Annotated in this window: 14 protein-coding genes; 5 read left to right on the top strand and 9 right to left on the bottom strand. The window is 40.0% G+C overall.

Annotated features, from left to right (window positions below; genetic code table 11):
* Positions 1–318 precede the first annotated feature (318 nt).
* The 8 genes from BO222_RS10820 to BO222_RS10785 all read right to left on the bottom strand — a co-directional run bounded on the left by BO222_RS10820 (position 319) and on the right by BO222_RS10785 (position 9,863).
* Complete coding sequence (locus BO222_RS10820; protein WP_075820811.1) at positions 319–1,923, bottom strand: hypothetical protein; 1,605 nt, start codon at positions 1,921–1,923, stop codon at positions 319–321.
* Positions 1,916–2,635 carry an ABC transporter ATP-binding protein gene (locus BO222_RS10815; protein ID WP_075820810.1) on the bottom strand — a complete coding sequence of 240 codons (720 nt, stop codon included), beginning with the start codon at positions 2,633–2,635 and terminating at the stop codon, positions 1,916–1,918. The genes BO222_RS10820 and BO222_RS10815 overlap by 8 nt, the downstream gene beginning before the upstream one ends.
* A gap of 543 nt (positions 2,636–3,178) precedes the next feature.
* The gene (locus BO222_RS10810) at positions 3,179–4,660 is read right to left on the bottom strand and encodes a UDP-N-acetylmuramoyl-L-alanyl-D-glutamate--2,6-diaminopimelate ligase (RefSeq protein ID WP_075820809.1); all 1,482 of its coding nucleotides are present in this window, start codon (positions 4,658–4,660) and stop codon (positions 3,179–3,181) included.
* 6 nt (positions 4,661–4,666) lie between these two features.
* The gene (gene mtaB, locus BO222_RS10805; RefSeq protein WP_233131254.1) at positions 4,667–6,088 is read right to left on the bottom strand and encodes a tRNA (N(6)-L-threonylcarbamoyladenosine(37)-C(2))-methylthiotransferase MtaB; all 1,422 of its coding nucleotides are present in this window, start codon (positions 6,086–6,088) and stop codon (positions 4,667–4,669) included.
* Between the two features lie 396 nt (positions 6,089–6,484).
* Positions 6,485–7,213, bottom strand: a complete 729-nt coding sequence (locus BO222_RS10800; protein WP_075820808.1) for an RsmE family RNA methyltransferase — start codon at positions 7,211–7,213, stop codon at positions 6,485–6,487.
* The gene (locus BO222_RS10795) at positions 7,210–7,941 is read right to left on the bottom strand and encodes a pseudouridine synthase (RefSeq protein ID WP_075820815.1); all 732 of its coding nucleotides are present in this window, start codon (positions 7,939–7,941) and stop codon (positions 7,210–7,212) included. Before BO222_RS10795 ends, BO222_RS10800 begins: the two co-directional genes overlap by 4 nt.
* A 336-nt stretch (positions 7,942–8,277) precedes the next feature.
* Positions 8,278–9,009, bottom strand: a complete 732-nt coding sequence (gene scpB / locus BO222_RS10790; protein WP_233131253.1) for an SMC-Scp complex subunit ScpB — start codon at positions 9,007–9,009, stop codon at positions 8,278–8,280.
* Entirely contained in the window at positions 8,991–9,863 is an 873-nt protein-coding gene (locus tag BO222_RS10785; RefSeq protein WP_075820807.1) for a segregation and condensation protein A, read from the bottom strand. The genes scpB and BO222_RS10785 overlap by 19 nt, the downstream gene beginning before the upstream one ends.
* Positions 9,864–10,761: 898 nt before the next feature.
* Here BO222_RS10785 and BO222_RS10775 point away from each other — a divergent pair.
* The 5 genes from BO222_RS10775 to BO222_RS10755 all read left to right on the top strand — a co-directional run bounded on the left by BO222_RS10775 (position 10,762) and on the right by BO222_RS10755 (position 15,603).
* Positions 10,762–11,481, top strand: a complete 720-nt coding sequence (locus tag BO222_RS10775) for an N-acetylmuramoyl-L-alanine amidase (protein ID WP_075820805.1) — start codon at positions 10,762–10,764, stop codon at positions 11,479–11,481.
* 264 nt (positions 11,482–11,745) lie between these two features.
* The gene (locus tag BO222_RS10770; RefSeq protein WP_075820804.1) at positions 11,746–12,264 is read left to right on the top strand and encodes an NUDIX hydrolase; all 519 of its coding nucleotides are present in this window, start codon (positions 11,746–11,748) and stop codon (positions 12,262–12,264) included.
* Positions 12,265–12,535: 271 nt separating this feature from the next.
* Positions 12,536–13,735 carry an ATP-grasp domain-containing protein gene (locus BO222_RS10765; protein WP_075820803.1) on the top strand — a complete coding sequence of 400 codons (1,200 nt, stop codon included), beginning with the start codon at positions 12,536–12,538 and terminating at the stop codon, positions 13,733–13,735.
* A gap of 6 nt (positions 13,736–13,741) precedes the next feature.
* Entirely contained in the window at positions 13,742–14,500 is a 759-nt protein-coding gene (locus BO222_RS10760; protein ID WP_075820802.1) for an alpha/beta hydrolase, read from the top strand.
* The gene (locus BO222_RS10755) at positions 14,497–15,603 is read left to right on the top strand and encodes a metallophosphoesterase (RefSeq protein ID WP_075820801.1); all 1,107 of its coding nucleotides are present in this window, start codon (positions 14,497–14,499) and stop codon (positions 15,601–15,603) included. The genes BO222_RS10760 and BO222_RS10755 overlap by 4 nt, the downstream gene beginning before the upstream one ends.
* Before the next feature lie 192 nt (positions 15,604–15,795).
* On the opposite strand, the gene BO222_RS10750 is transcribed toward BO222_RS10755, so the two are convergent.
* Positions 15,796–16,884, bottom strand: coding sequence for a threonine aldolase family protein (locus BO222_RS10750; protein ID WP_075820800.1), 1,089 nt, complete (start codon positions 16,882–16,884; stop codon positions 15,796–15,798).
* Between the last annotated feature and the right edge of the window lie 91 nt (positions 16,885–16,975).

The following is a 16,975-nucleotide window of genomic DNA, read 5'->3' as shown; positions in this document are numbered from 1 at the left end:
GTCAAAAGAAGGATAAAGGGCAAGGTCGAGATAATCATCGACAAAGGAACTGACAGTAGTGAAGACAGAATCCATCTCAATATGAGGGAAGAGAGAATGGAGCAGTGGCAAACGGCCCTGAATCGAGTTATAGTGTGTTTGGTAATTTTGTTTATTGAGCATGAACATATTTTACCAAAAAAAGGCACCTCATCCATTACGGATCAGGTGCCTCTTTTTATTTTTGGACTGTCAGAAATTTAACAGCCCCTGAAATGGTTCATGTAATTGTGAATATAGGATTATCATTTAAACATCGATTTCTATTTAACCGAAAGCTCAATCAAGATTCTTGAGATACCTGATTGTCAGCTTTGGAATCATCCAATACATTACAGCGCATAAAATCAGATTGAACAACAGATAAATGATCGCAAACAGATTCAGTTCCCCGTTAAATACCAGAAACAGCAAACCGGCGGATAATCCCAGATAGACCCAGAACAGGAACATCGCAATTAACGAATTGTAATTGTTTTTCATCAACTGCATTTCATTTTCCCAGATCAGTTTTGGATGAATGATATCTACGATTAATTCTCCCAGGTTAATGAGTAAGGAGATGATCAATGTTCCTAATACAAAGGAGAGATCGAAGACCAGATCTGTATCCAGAATCATTTTGATTGGAATCAGGTATAAAACACTTCCTGCTATTGTAACCAGAAGTCCAACAACCATTCCAGCCAGTACCTGCTTGCTTAAAGAAACAGGAATGGACTTCATGAACTTCAGTCCATTAATTCCTCTGCGGCTGATTACTGTTCCACTGATCATATTCGTAGCCCCAAGAAACAGAGTGCAAACACAGCCAACTGTAAATCCCAGTCCAAATGGAGGAAATAACAGGCTGATGTCTAAACCTTCTGCCATTTCTGAAAGTTCCTTAAAGGATGGAAGAAACAGAATCAGGACGATAAATAAAATCGGAACGATCAATGAGGAAGCCAGGCAGTTCATCATATAGGCTGGAATTCGAATGAGCGAAAACCATTCTGTCTTCATCATCTCAGTAAAGACTGGCTGCTTTCGATCACTGCCCTTTTTGTTCTTTCTCTTTTTGGAACTTGATCCGGCACAGACAGCAGCTGTTTTCAGATAATACTTCTGAGCTAAAAACTGGTACAGCCAGGCTAAAACCGCAAACATGGCAATACAGTAGAGCAGCGATAGAAAATCGAAAGAGACTGCTGCTTTTGCAAGCCATGAAGCCTGGATAAATGGACCCGTAGGAATACTTACAGTCGATGGATCAAAAAAGGTCATGCCAGTCGATTGCTGAGCACCAGATTGTATAACGACATTCAGACCAATGGCCAGTCCAATGGAAATCAGGGTACTGATGATGACAAACGTATCCTTAGTCAACACTTTTGAGAACAGCTTCATGATTAGGATATATAGCGAGCCAATCATAAACAGAACGCTGAACAACAGAAATAATGTGCCGACGACTAAAATCAGTACGCCAACGATATTGATTGCTCCAGAAATCAGACCTGCAATCAGCATTGGAATCAGGATAATCAGATTTAAGGCCACCGTCGATAAAAATACAATGAATGTCTTAGACCAGACAATTGTCCATGTAGGCAGCGGCAGTGACATCAGTCTTGGGGTATCGCCAGAAAAATACAGATAGGTTGGAAACGAGAAGAATACTGTCATTAAGCTTGTTAAGCACATCGCCAGCAAACCAAATTCAATTCCACCCTGAATCATTCCAAGATCAAAGAAGGACATGAACTGGGAGTACATCATCAGCATCAAAGGAATCATGCAGACGACAACCAGACCATACTTTGCCATTTCTTTTAAACTCGAGAACGCTTTCCCGTACGAGTTCTTCAGCAGAACCCGAATCAGAATCAGCAATTTATTCATCGCGGTTCACCTCCAGGAAAATCTCTTCAAGAGAAAGACCTGGATAGCGATCTCTTAACTGTTCAAGAGTTCCCTGATAGATAATCTTTCCAGCGTGAATCATGATGATCTGCTCACACAGCTTTTCAGCCACTTCTAAAACATGCGTTGAAAAGAATACGGTATTCCCTTTGGCTGCATGTTCCTTCATTTTTTGCTTCAACAAAAAAGAAGCGGAGGGATCAAGACCAGTCATCGGCTCATCCAGAATCCACACGGGTGGATCGCAGACCAGAGCAGCAATGATGAGTGTTTTTTGTCTCATTCCATGAGAATAGCTAGCCATTCTGGCATCGATATCTGAAGCCATATCAAATTGTACGACCAGATCTTCAATTCGCTCTTTACGAACCTGCGTATCCACTTCGTAAATATCAGCCAAAAAGTTGATGTATTCGCGGCCAGTCAGCTGCAAAAAGATATCTGGAGTATCTGGAATCAATACAAACTGCTTTTTTGCCTCAAGCGGCTGACTCAGAATGTTTTTTCCATTAATCAGAATCTCTCCCTGATCTGGATCAAGAACTCCGGTAATCATATTGATTGTCGTGGTTTTGCCAGCTCCATTGGGTCCGATAAAACCGGTAATCTGTCCAGAGTCAATAATGATGTTTTCATCATCAACTGCAACTTTAGGTCCGAACTTTTTTGTTACATTTCTAATTTCAATCATATCTTCAACACTTTCTATTTCCTTCCTTTCTCTTTGAATTCAAGCCAAAGATCAGGATGTCTCTATTTTAGAAATTCAGGATCTCTCAATCAATTCCATTTGACATAAGTGGTCAGCAATTGGCATGACAGGAATGTCGAGAAACAATAATTCAGATCAACCGGTTTCATTGTACTTTCAATGTTATTAAAACTATATATTCCGCGTTTCAAATCTGAACTCAGATTCGATTTTTCAGTATGAAGGTCTCGGTCATTATTCATCTGATTTCACTATGACTTCCTGCGCACTTTCTTCTTGCTTAGGCATGAGGATGTTCACGAAAGATCGGATGAAAAAACAAGACCAAAAATTGTCGAGAAACGCGCAAAAGTAGGAAAACAGAATTTGCAAAACTAAAAAAACTCCCTGAAAACAGGGAGTTCAGAATTTATGAGAGCACTTTTCTAGAATAAGAGAAATAAGTCAATGTTTACAATGAATCAGTTATGCTTAGCCATTTAGAATAATTCAAGGATTTGACAATCAATTGGCTTAAATTTGTTAAATGAGTTTTCGTGTCGGAGAAGGTCCAAGTTTCTTTTCCTCTAACAGACGTAAAACACATTCTTTTGCGACGGTGTTATCGCCTTTCCAAGGAACCCGGCCTTCTTCATGGTACATGAACGGCTCATCACCTTTACCAAGAATCAAGACGGTATCCCCTTTCTTTGCGGTTTCGATGGCCTGTCGTATGGCCTCATAGCGATCTTCAATGAAGACAGTCGTCGCTTTGTGAATACCCTTTTTAATTTCTTCGGCAATTTCCTTTGGATCTTCATCGCGAGGATCATCCTCAGTTAAGAAGATATTCGAACAATACTTATCTGCGATCTCTCCAAATACGGGACGCTTGGCTTTATCGCGTTTACCCGCAGAGCCAAAGACGGCAATCAGACGGCCATTTTCTGAAGCAATAGACTGTCCGAACTCCATAATCTTTTCGATTCCATCTGGAGTATGAGCAAAATCGACAATGATATTGAAGTCCTGTCCTTCCTTGATCTGTTCTAACCGACCGGCAATCTGTGGAATAGCTTTTGCTTTTTCAATCAGCTCTTCAATATCCGATCCGGTTTCAGCACAGGCTGCAAATGCTGCCAGCAAATTATAAATATTGAATTCTCCTAAAAGATTGGAAACGACACGATATTTTTTGCCTTTTACTGAAAGATCAAACTCCATGTGATCTTCGAGAAGTTTGATATTCGTTGCCCGATAATCCGCTTCCTGCTTAATGGAATAACTGATGACTCTTGCCTTGCTTGCAGAAGAGAGCTGATTGAACGTTTCATCATCCTTATTGAGAATGCTGACTCCTTCACTTCTGACCCGTTCCTTGAAAAGTTTGGATTTGGCTTCGAAATAGTTTTCCATGGTTCCATGAAAATCCAGATGATCATACGTCAGATTCGTAAAGACAGCGGCATCAAAATCAACTCCATCCACACGGCCTAAAGCCAGACCATGTGAGCTGACTTCAAGTGCACAGGCTTTCATTCCTCCATCGACCATATCCTTAAGCGTTTTTTGCAAAAGCAACGTATCAGGTGTAGTCAGAGAGGGTGCCAGATTGGTGTTTCCATAGGAAATGGCAATGGTCCCAATGTATCCGCAAGGTGTTTCTGGTTCCTGAAAATGACGAATGATATTGGTGATGGTAGATTTTCCATTTGTGCCCGTCACGCCAAACATTTTCATTTTATCGGATGGTCGGCAATAGAAAATTCGGGCAACCTGATTCATCGCCTCATTGACATCATCCACCTTAATATAAATGGCTCCCTCTTTCTTTTCAGGTATCTCTCGGGAATGGACGACAGCTAAAGCGCCGGAATCCACTGCCTGATCGATAAAGTCATGACCATCGAAAGTTAAGCCTGGCAGACAGAAATACATATCTCCCGGCTTAATTTTTCGAGAATCAAAGCAAAGTCCGGATATATTAACCGTTGGAGCATTTTTAAACATTTTTGATAGACGCATGATTGTTTACCTCTGAATTTCTTCACAAATGAACACGCCATCCTCTATGCCGAGAATTTTAACTTCGATTCGGCCGCTTGTTTGGACAGGATGTAAAACTTTTGCTGGATGATACTGTTTAGTATACCCGAGCATAATATCAGGATGATTATTTTCCGGTCTTTCGAGTAAAATTTCCGAAGTTTTGAACCGCTTCATATCATTTTGACGAAGCTGATCAGAAAGCTTTAACAGTTCATGAGTGCGTTTCTTCGCCACAGCGGCATCGATGAAACCACTCATCTTGTCAGCGGCTGTCCCCTTTCTTCTTGAATAAGGAAAAACATGCAGGAACGAAAAGCCAATTTCTTCAAGATTCTTTACAGTCTGCGCAAATTCTTCGTCACTTTCCTGGACAAATCCGGTTATCACGTCAGTTGAAATCGAAATATCTGGAACTTTTTTGCGAATCTCAGAGACTCTTTTCTTGAATTGTTCAACCGTGTATGGACGTTTCATGCGAGCCAGAGTCTCATCAGAGCCAGCCTGAATCGGGATATGAAGATGAGGCAGAATCCGTGGATTTTGAGCCATCAGATCAAGCAGCTCATCAGTAACTTCTGTAATCTCGATGCTTGAAATTCTGAACGTGACATTTTCGTCGGTTTCTTCAAGGAGCATCGAAAGAAGCATAGAAAGATTTGTTTTTCGAAAGGAGTAACGGCCTGTATGAATTCCCGTCAGCACCAGTTCTAAATGTCCGGTTTCTGTCAGACTTCTTGCCGTTTTGATGACCTCTGCAGGAATCTGGCTTCGTTCGGGTCCTCTGGCTAAAGGAATCTGACAATAAGCACAGTATTGATTGCACCCATCCTGGATTTTCAAAAACGCACGGTGCTGATGCTCGAAATGTCCAATCGGCATATTATCAAAATCAGATATATCTTCTATCGGACTGACCTCGAAATGAAGTTTTCTTTCTTTGGATTCAATTCCATTGGATTCATCAGACATCCAACCTCTCTGATTCATCAGTTTTTCAATCCATGCTCCAAATTCTGACTTGTGAGAACTGCCCAGAATTAAATCAGCCTGCAGGCCTTCTGCAATGTTCGGTTCAACCACCTGGGCATAGCAGCCCACAATAACGACAATCGCTTCCGGATTTTCCTTGCGTGCTTTTCGAATCTTTTTTCGGCTCTTTGCGGCAGCTGTATTGGTTACTGTGCAAGTATTGATAATGACAACATCTGCTTCACTTTCCGATCGCTCGTTCTTTTCGTTGAGACTGTGATTCAAATTGGATGAATTTGAATTGAATTCATCCTCTGAATCTCTGTGTATTTCTATAAGGCCCAGCTTTTCAAGCTGTTCCTGATAGTATCTTGTTTCGTATTCATTCACCTTGCATCCAAGGGTGATAATTTCAAACGTTCTAATCTTGTTCAATCCGGGTCTCCTTGTTCTATAAGTATGATTTAATCCTCAAATGGATTAATGTGGATCGATTATTAATCCAAAAAAACCTCAGTAAACTTAAAATATAATTCAAGAAAGATAATTGTCATCCCTGAATCCTGTTTTAATTCCTCTTACCAGCCGATCGATTTTATCATAATCAAATTCAATTGCACCAGTCAGATCAGGTCGTATTAGTCCGGATTTCCCGATTCATATAAAAAACCGGCTGCTGGTGATAGCCGGCTTAATTCATCAATTCGCAGTAATCTTAGAGAATCAATCATTTTAAACGTTTTTTAGTCGATTAATTCTTCTTGTTTTGCAAAACGAAATCATCAGTTTTTTGATTGAGATATTTTGATTAAGAGACCGAGATCAGATCATTCAGGCCTGATCATTGGCTGGTTTTAAATGCGACTGATATTCAATCACACTTAAAACATACATGCTCGCAGTTTCTGCTCTTAGAATCTGAGAACCCAAAGAACAGGCTACAAAGCCTAAAGATTCAAGGACTTCGATTTCTTTTGGCTCAAATCCGCCTTCTGGACCAATCACTACAGTAACAGAGGAAGGATTGTCCATCAGACAGGCGCTGATGTGATTGGATCCATCTTCTTTTTCATAGGCGACCAGATTGCATTGGGATTTGTAATCGGCCAATCCTTTCAGAGAGGAAATGGGTTCAAGGACGACATAGTCTGCCCGATTACACTGTTTGCATGCTTCTTCAAGAATTGTACTCCAGCGGTCATATTTCTTCGAAAGTTTCTTCTCATCGATTTTTACCACTGTGTTTTTACATTCAAATGGAACAATCCGGCTGACTCCCAGCTCTGCTGCTTTCTGAAGCATCAGTTCCCACTTATCCTGCTTGATTAAAGCAGCGCATAAAGTGACATCAACCAGGCGTAAATCAGCTTTTTCGACTCCGAAAACATACAGAAAAGGCTTTTCCTGCGGATGAGCCAGGTAGATTTCATCTTCATGAACCAGTCGAATCGTTTCTTTGGGTGATGATCTTAATACATCGAATATATGGTGAGCCTGTTTTTCATCCAGGCAGAAATTTTCATTGAGATTTACCGGATTTTTTGCAAAGACCTGTTTCACTCTTTTGCTCCATCTTCTGCCATTTTCAACAATTCCTTTACGTCATGGCGTTTGAGTTTTCGGCATTCGCCAGGACGAAGACCATCTACTGTTACATTTCCAAACTGATAGCGATTCAGTCTGCGGACTTCTTTTCCCAGAGCCTTCATCATATTTTTAACCTGATGATTCTTTCCTTCAAAAATAGTCAGAGTCAGCTGCATTCGATCACGGCTGTAATCTTTCTCTCGCACAAATACCTTGGCAGGAGCATAAGTTTCTCCTTCGAATGTGAATCCTTTTCTGAGTTTTCTTATATCGTCATCGCTGAGAATACCCTGGATATTGACTTCATATGTCTTAGGAAGATGATATCGAGGATGAATCATCTTGTTTGTAAAATCGCCATCGTTAGTCATAAGCAGAACTCCGCTGGTATCATAATCAAGACGGCCAACTGGATAGAGTCTGTGTTCAGAAGGAACATAATCTAAAACGGTTTTACGTCCTTCCTTATCATCTTTTACCGTACATACGCATCCCTTTGGCTTGTTCAGAACAAAGTATATTTTTTCTTCCTTGTCAATTCTTTTTCCATTTACAGTGATATTGTCATCTCCTCGAACTTTTGTCCCCAATACATTGACAACCTTACCATTGACTTTCACTTTTCCATTCAGGATCAGTTCTTCAGCTTTTCTTCGAGAACAGATTCCAGCCTGCGCTATGACTTTCTGCAGTCTTTCCATCATTGAACCTTCTTTCCTTAAGAGTGAATCAAGGCAATCTCAATTCACCGCATTCCAAGACCAGTAAATCGTGATCTTATTGGATTATTATATTATTGAATACTTTCAGCTTATCACGATTCATAACTTTAGCATGAAAAAAGAGCCATTCAGCAGGCTTGAACATCCTGCTGAATGGCCCTCATGAATCCAATGTAATTATTGTGTACAGCTTTTCATCGCAATGCTTTTCTTAATGGTATTGATTCAATTTCTTTGAATGATCTGAATCATTTGAAATTAGTAAAACAAATTGACTGGATTATATTGATCTGATTGCACAAAGTGTCTGGTTTATTAATCGGATAATCGAGATATGACAAAATCCTCTGTACTGATATCAGAAAATTGATCATCGCCTTTCAGATCGCTTACTGATCCAAATAAAAGTCCCTCACTTTCCTGTACCTTCAGCTCTGGCAGTTCTTCAAGAGTTTCAATTCCAAAAACATCCATGAAATGATCACTCACTTTGTATAGCAATGGTTTTCCAACTGCGTCTGAACGACCATCGGTTTCGATGAGTTCTCTGGCCTGCAGTTTCTTAAGCATGGCTTCACAGCTGACTCCACGAACCGCTTCAATTTCTACGCGGGTGATAGGCTGACGGTAAGCAATAATTGCGAGTGTCTCTAAGGCAGCTGAAGAAAGCGAAGGAACAATGATTTCTTCATACAGCTTTTTGGCTTTGGTATAAACGGCTTCTTTTGAAATGAATTTATAGCGCCCGCCAAAACACATCAATTCAAAGCCATGATCAGACAGTTCATACTCTTTTCTGATCTCGTCAAGGACCTGAGAGATTTGAGTCCGGGTTGTATTGAAGAGAACTGATTGAATCTGTAAAAGACTTAATCCATCTTCTCCGGCAATAAAGATTAAACCTTCAATCATTGCCTTTAAGCTTAACGGTGTATCTGTTTGTTCATTTGCTTCATCCTGCTGCAGGATTTGATTTTGATGATCCGATTGACGATCGACTTTTTTCTGGTCTTCAGTTGATATGGTTTCTAGATTCGATACAGCCATATAATTTCGTCTGCCTCCTTCAGAGTTTCAGTTTCAGTTTTTTTACTTCCTGGCAGATTGTCATTCCACTCCGATTTCTGATCATCGGCTTTTGCATCATTTGAGACATCAGAATGACTTATTTCTGAATCTTTAATTTGAGATAAATTTTCATTTTTGTTTTCTAATCGAAAAGCCAGAACCTGCATGTGGATCAATTCAAGAATGGCTAAAAAAGTAACGATCATCTCATGCAGACTGTTTATATCTTCTAAAAACCATTCAAAGCGGCTGGGGTTTTTCATGATGACCAGCCGCTCTTTGATCTGCTCGATTCTTTCTTCAATCGAAAGCTCCCTCATTTCAACCGATGTATCCAGAGGATTCAGAATCGCCTGCCGCTGAAGAACTCGTTTCATCGCCTTCAGCAAATCATCCAGAGGAACATGAATCAGGGCATCGCTTTGCCTTGGGATTGACCATTCATCAATCATGGAAGCCGGCTGGCGATCAAATTTACGGCTTCTTTCTTCCAGCTTCTGCTCAAGACAGGTTGAAAGTTCCTTAAACCGCTGATATTCAAGCAGTCTGGCGACCAGACGATCCCTCTGGTCTTCCTCATATTCAGAGTCAGCTTCTTCTTCTTTTTTCGGAAGCAGCCTTTTTGATTTATATTCAAGAAGTATCGTAAATTCGACAAGATATTCACTCGCGTTTTCCAGCTCTTCTGAAGAAACCTTCCGGATAAAAGCACAATACTGATCCGCCAGCTGATCTAAATCCAGATCAAACAAATCGAGTTTATTCTTCTGAATCAAGTGCAGCATTAAATCAAGAGGTCCTTCAAACTGTTCAAGTTCAGCACTGAATTTCATAACGTAGACGCGGTCGTTTATCGTGTTCTCGAATTCCTGTTCTCGAATTTTTAAACGTTACGAGGCCGCTTTCTCCTTTCTGTCAGAGTTTCTTATTTTGACAGATCTCATCTCAATTTAGCAAATTGAAATCATTGATCCAATTCATTCTTCTGAGTGGTCAATCGAAGCTTTAATGTAAATGCTAAAGTGGTTATTCCTCAAAAAAAATCCAATGGTAAAATACGTTCAGGAAGAATCCAGACCATATATTTTAAAATCGAATGACCTGTTTCAAAGATTTCGTTATCGAACATTTGCTAAGATATTCAACTTGAATCTCTCAAACAAATCTGATTCTGACCAGACTGAGCCATTTGAATCACCTACAGAATTCATAAACGAAATTTTTAATCGCGTTTTTCGGTTAGGATTGCGTTATCGCTTTCATTTTGTCATCTCTGATATGGAGTTTCTTCCAATCTTTTTTTAAAAGATCTCATTATATAGAATCATAGCGAATTAATGATCCGGATGGTAATCTATTGAAGTTTATCGGATGAATGAAAGATATCGTTTCTTAACAGATCAAGCCCGATCTTAAAACAGACAGGCAGTCTGTCTTTCTGGGCAGTTATTTTGAGAATCTTGTCTTATAAAGATTTTATTTTAATCCGATAAAATTAATACCAACTCAACAAAGAAAGTCTATAACAAAGCAGCTGATTTGAATTTGCTGTATTGATGATTAAGAAGTGAACAATTGTTCATCAATTGTTCAGACCAAAAGGCTGTATCCGACTTTGGCATTCAACAGCTTCAGGTACCAATGAATATTTATTATATAGTGAAAAATATCTGAAATGACTGTTCTTGATGGCTCTGATTTCAGATAGATAAACGAAAGGAGTTCGAATGTATGAAAAGAGCAATATCTTTTTTTCTGCTGGCGTTGTTTGTGTTGTTTATTATTCAGCCTAACCTTGATGCGAAAACTCAGACAGCGCAAATTCGTACTCCTGAAATGACGGATTCTGTTTTAACGAATGACGATATATCCAGAAAGACCTCCAAATCGCAGGCAACCATCGTAATTGATCCTGATAAGGGTGGGATGGATGCCGGTTATGATCCTGTGGGTCATTTAGCCGAAAAAGACGTTGCCATGCAGCTTGCCATTAATATTGGAGGCGCTCTTGAATCGGCTGGTTATCATTTGGAATATACCCGTTGGTATGACAATGTTGAAACTTTTAACACCCGAACTGAAAGCGATCAGAACCGCCTGGATATTGCAAAAAGCATGAATCCGCAGTATCTGATCTCCATACGGTTTAATACCGGGGATTCTCTTTCAAAAGGATTCTCAGTATTTACGCAGCCTGATAACGAGCAGCTAGACACCCTGGCAAATGAGATTGCCACGCAGATTCAGGCGACTAACTTTTCAGTTTTCGAAGGTCTCGATACCGATCACTACGCTAACTTTACCCTTTTATCGGATTTAGCGCTGCCATCAATCATGCTGCAGATGGGATATCTGACAAACAGCGAAGATTATGCCAAAATTTCTGACTCCCAGTTTCAGAAGCGCATTGGAGAAGCCATTGCCCAGGCTTTTCTGAACACCGTAGACTGAGAATCTCAAAAAGCTGATCTTCGCTTTTTGATTGCCTGAACGAATAGATTAAAGCAGAAGTTACTTCCGATCGAAATTGACTCTGTTTTCATTTCCATTTCAGTAGTTCAAGTTCTTTTTACAGAAAGACTCAGATAAAATTTTACCGGAGCATTCAAAGGCTTTCTGGCTTTTTGAAACTCATTATACAAATCGAATACAAAACATCAAAAAAAAAACAAACACACCTGCATCTAATCATTGCAGGAATAAGGAGCATAATTTATGAGAGAAAAAGAAATATTTCATGGACATGTTTTTGATGTAATTCAAAAAGAAGTTGAAATTGATGGACGTGAGTGCATCCGTGATCTTGTTGTTCACCATGGCGGGGTTGCATTATCTTGTGTCAAAGATCACCAGATTCTTCTGGTCAGGCAGACCAGAACGGCTGCTGATGCGATCACTCTCGAGATTCCGGCAGGAACCATTGAACCACATGAAAAACCTGACGTGACCGGGCTTCGAGAACTCAATGAAGAAGCAGGGCTTACCTGTGAAAAGATGAATCTGATTACTGCTTTCTGGCCAACTCCAGGTTATTCCACTGAAGTCATCTATGTTTACGAATGCCTTGGACTAAGTGAAGTGAATCAAAGACGACCGCTTGATGAAGGCGAAGACATTACGTCTTTATGGATGGATCTGGATGAAGCAAAAAGAGCCATTGAACAAGGTTCAATTCGCGATGGCAAAACGATTATTGCGATCTATCATGCATTATTAAAGGAAAAGGATCACTGATTGATTCAATGCTTTTTACTTTCGTACTTTACATAAAAGGTTCAAGGAGCTTCTGATATTTTTTAAGATTTCATGACTTGTTTCTGAAAATTGATGAAAACATTTTACTGAAGTTCTAAAATATCTTCGAAGGAACTCATTTGGGATCAGAAACCTGCATTAACCTAATGATGTTTAAAGGAAGCTGAATCAATCCCTTCATGCTGCTGATTCAATAAATTGAGAATTATAAAATAAGAAAAAAGAGAAAATGATATGAGAGGAAAAAAACATGGTAAATTTTGTCTTTATCTCGCCAAACTATCCTGAAAACTATTGGATGTTTGCCAGAGGACTAAAAAAGAATGGAGCGCGTGTGCTTTGCGTAATTGATACTCCCTACGAATCTCTTCGCCCGGAACTGCGCGAAAATATGGATGAATGCTATAAAGTAAGCAGCTTTAATAATTACGATGAAGTGTTTAAAGCTGTAGCTTATTTCTCCTATAAATACGGAAAAATTGACTGGATTGAATCCAACAACGAAGCATGGCTTGAACTGGATGCGCGCCTTCGTGATGATTTTAATGTCAAGACTGGTTTCTCTCAGGAAAAAATCATTGAATTCCAGTCCAAATCCGCAATGAAAGCCTACTATGAAAAAGCAGGATTAAAGACAACTCCGTATTGTCTGCCGCAGACTCTGGACGAAGCTCTGGGCTTTGGAAATCGAGTGGGTTATTCATTGGTTTTAAAACCAGACCATGGTGTTGGAGCCAGCTTTACTTACCATATTCATGATGAAAACGAACTTCGACATTACTGGAATGAGGCTAAAAACCTTGGTGCGCAGATGATTCTGGAAAAATATGTGGAAGGCGATATTGTTACCCTTGATGGCGTTGCGGATTCTGCAGGAAAGATTCGTTTCCTTGGCAGTATGGAATATGTTTCCAACTGCATGGATTCTGTTCAGAATCATGACTCAATCGGTTCCTACTATACACTCGAGCTTCCACAGGAATACCGTGAAATTGCACAGCGTGTAGTAGACAGCTTCGGTATTAAAAACCGTTTCTTTCATGGTGAATATTTCCGTCTTAAGAAGGATACCGAAGGTCTTGGCAAGCAGGGCGATCTGGTCGGTCTTGAAGTGAATTTCAGAACACCAGGCGGATTTGCTCCAGATCTGATCAACTACACGTATGATGTAGATATTTATGACATCTGGGCTAATGTTCTTCTGAATCAGACCAACGATAAAGAAGACAAGGCGAAATATTCAGCAGGATTTGTCGGACGCCGCAACGGAAATGAATACGCTTATTCTGTTGACGAAATCATGGAAAAATACAAAGTTGAAATCATTGGACTTGAAAAATTGCCTCCTGCTTTTGCATCCGCTATGGGAGATGTTACGATCAAAGCAAGATTTACGTCTCCAGAAAGACGTCAGTCTTTTTATGAAGACAGTTTCAAAAGAAAGGCATGATGCAATTTGATTCTTAAGTTCGATATATATGCCCGTAAACTGGGCCGGAATGTTCCTGTACATATGTACCTGCCAGACGATTATATGCTGCAGGAGGACCTTCCGGTCCTTTATATGTTTGACGGACACAATCTATTCAATGATGAAGATGCCACTTACGGCCGCTCCTGGCGCTTGATTGGTCATCTTCAAAATCCAGATTTACCTAGACTGATCGTGGTCGGGATCGAATGTTCTCATGAAGGTAATGCCCGTCTATCTGAATATGCCCCCTTCCCTTTCTATGATCCAGAATTCGGAACTGCCTTTGATGGTCTGGGGAAAAAGACAATGCATTTCATTATTCATGATTTGAAGCCTTATATTGATATGCATTTTCCAACACAGCCTGATCGCATGCATACCTTTATAGGCGGATCAAGCTGCGGCGGTCTGATGGCTTTATTTGGAGCCTATCGTTATAGTTCCATCTTCTCCAAATCACTGGTGATTTCTCCTTATCTCATTCCAAGTATTTCGAATTTGATGATGGATATCTCGAGAACCTATATTAAGCAGCCAGAAAACCTGTATATTTCATGGGGTGTTAGAGAAGGCCATAATGCTCATGAATTTGTCATGGAAACTAAAGCGATCACAGATCTTTCAAATCTGTTAATCCAAAAGGGATGCCGTTTACAGTTCAATATGAAAGTTTATGGAACACATTCTGAAGAGTCCTGGGAAGCCGAAGCGGATGAGTTCCTGAGGTTTCTGTTTCGATGAATCGAAAAGTAAAATCCATCTGGTTAGATTCCTTTGAAGGCCGGGAAATTGTAATCTCTGATATTCATGGGGATTATGATGGGTATAATCTGCTTTTAAAAAAGATTAATTATCAGCCTGGCCAGGACCGCTTAATTCTTCTGGGAGATCTCGTTGAAAAAGGATTCGAAAACTTAAAGCTTTTAAGACAGATCAAAAAGCAGACCGAAGAAGAAAATGTTTATGCCGTTATGGGAAACTGCGATTTTGTAGCGAAGAACTTTTTGTATTCCTACCGTCTGGACTTTATTAAAGAAGTTCTGCTTAAGAGAAAAGGTTCACTCATACATGAAATGATTCAGGAAGCGGCTTTGGATCCATTAAGCGATGAAACCGACATGGATCAATTGGCTTATGAACTTCGTAAACATTTTCTTGCTGAACTTTCATTTTTAAATGATCTGCCGCACGTGATCGAAACTCCAAAACGAATTTATTCTCATGCCGGTCTTATAGATGAAAAGACCTATGCAGATGATTTCAGTTATGTTCTGACCTATCCGTTGTTTGCCGAGTGTGAGATGCGCTTTACTAAAATGATTGTTGTTGGACATATGCCAGTCAGTGAATACTGCCGTTTTAAAGCCGACTGTAATCCCCGTTTCTTTTCCGAAAGTAATATTTTCTCAATTGACGGCGGAAATATGGTAAAAAAAGCTGGCCAGCTCAATGCAATCATTTTTGACGGCAATCTGGTCAGTACGGATTTTATTGATCATCTGCCATTAGCCAGAGCCAAGGTGACAACTCATCCCAAAAATAGAACCAGCTTTGTGATCAGCTTTAATCGAGGTGAAGTTGAAGTCGTCGAAGAAGGAGAAACATCATCCAGAGTATATTCTCCCTATTTAAAAAGAACCTTCTGGATTGATAATGATTTTCTCAAAGGCCATAAGGGAACCGATTTTACCAATTATGAGATGCCATTAAGACAGGGTGAAGCCGTTAAAGTCATTCAATCCTATGGCAGCAAAACACAGGTGAAAAAACAGGGGATCATTGGCTGGACGCTTACTGAAAATCTGGAATTTGATGAATTGAAGCTGAATAATCCTCAATCCTGAAATGCTTACTTCAAAAAGCATTCATAAAATCAATCACCAACTAACTCATCGCCAATCCGCCAAATATGAAAAGCTCGAATCAGCAGGCAGCAGCTCTGCCCCTGTTGATTCGAGCCTTTTTAACCATTGTTGATATCGTTTTTGCAGGTCAGATAACAATCTGACAAAAGTAAAGTCTGCTAAAAACCGGAGTCATTCCTTTTCTTCTGATGAAACTTCTTTTTCCTCTTCAGTCTGAACAGAAAGAACATATTGATCCATAGCCTCTTTCATATAAACCTTCAGATAATCTACCTCTTCCTGACTCGTATGCCAACTCGTGCATAATCGAATCACCGTATCATTACCCCAGGTCCCCCAGATTTCAAAGTCGATTCTCTCTTTGAGATACTTATACTGGATCTGATTTAAGACGATGAAAATCTGGTTTGTGGTTGAACGCATATACATTGGATAACCCAATTCAATCGCTGAGTCCTGAATCTGTTTAGCTAATTCATTGGCATGTTTAGCGCATTTATAAAAATCATCATTTTCAAACAGACCAATAAACTGTAAAGCGATCAGCCATCCTTTAGCCATGATCGCTCCGCTCTGTTTCTGTACATAGCGGAAATAAGGTTTTAAATCTGGATTGGTGATCACAATGGCTTCACCGAATAAACCACCATTTTTGGTCCCGCCGATATCAAAGATATCGCACCATCTGGCAATATCATTGAGTGAATAGTCAACACCTGACATCAACGCGGGACCTAAGCGGGCTCCATCCATCATCAGATACATATCAAATTTCTTGCATATCTCAGAGAGCTTTTCAAGTTCATTTCGTGTATAGACGGTTCCCAGTTCGGTTGAATTGGAAATATAAACCAGCCTTGGCACCTGAAAAATTGTCGTGTCTTCAATAATCCGCAGATAAGCTCTTTCCAGAGATGAAGGAGTAATCTTTCCATTGCTGTTGGGAATGGTAAATACTTTGTGCCCGATGGCTTCAATCGCTCCCGCTTCATGGACGACAATATGAGCTGTATCAGCAGCGAGCACAACTTCATAAGGACGAAGACAATGGCGGATCATTGTCAGATTAGCCAGAGTCCCTGAAACAATAAAATGAATATCTGAAGGAGTGTCCGGCAGTTTTGACTGGATTATTTCTGCTGCCCGTTTACTGTATTCGTCACAGCCATACCCCGGATGTGATTCCTCGTTTGATTTAATGAGAAGCTGCATGATCGAATCAACACATCCTTCACCATAATCATTTCTGAAAAAGATCATAATTTATTCTCCTTACTTCATTTTTCAATCCATCTCAAGGTCTCTTTAAAGATAATTACAGATGGAGTTCATCAAGAACATCAAATTTGAA

The sequence above is a fragment of the Ileibacterium valens genome, from assembly GCF_001945525.1.
GTDB classification, from domain to species: Bacteria; Bacillota_I; Bacilli_A; order Erysipelotrichales; family Erysipelotrichaceae; genus Ileibacterium; species Ileibacterium valens.
The sequence above is the reverse complement of the archived record's forward strand: the minus strand, read 5'-3'. Positions and strand labels throughout refer to the sequence as shown.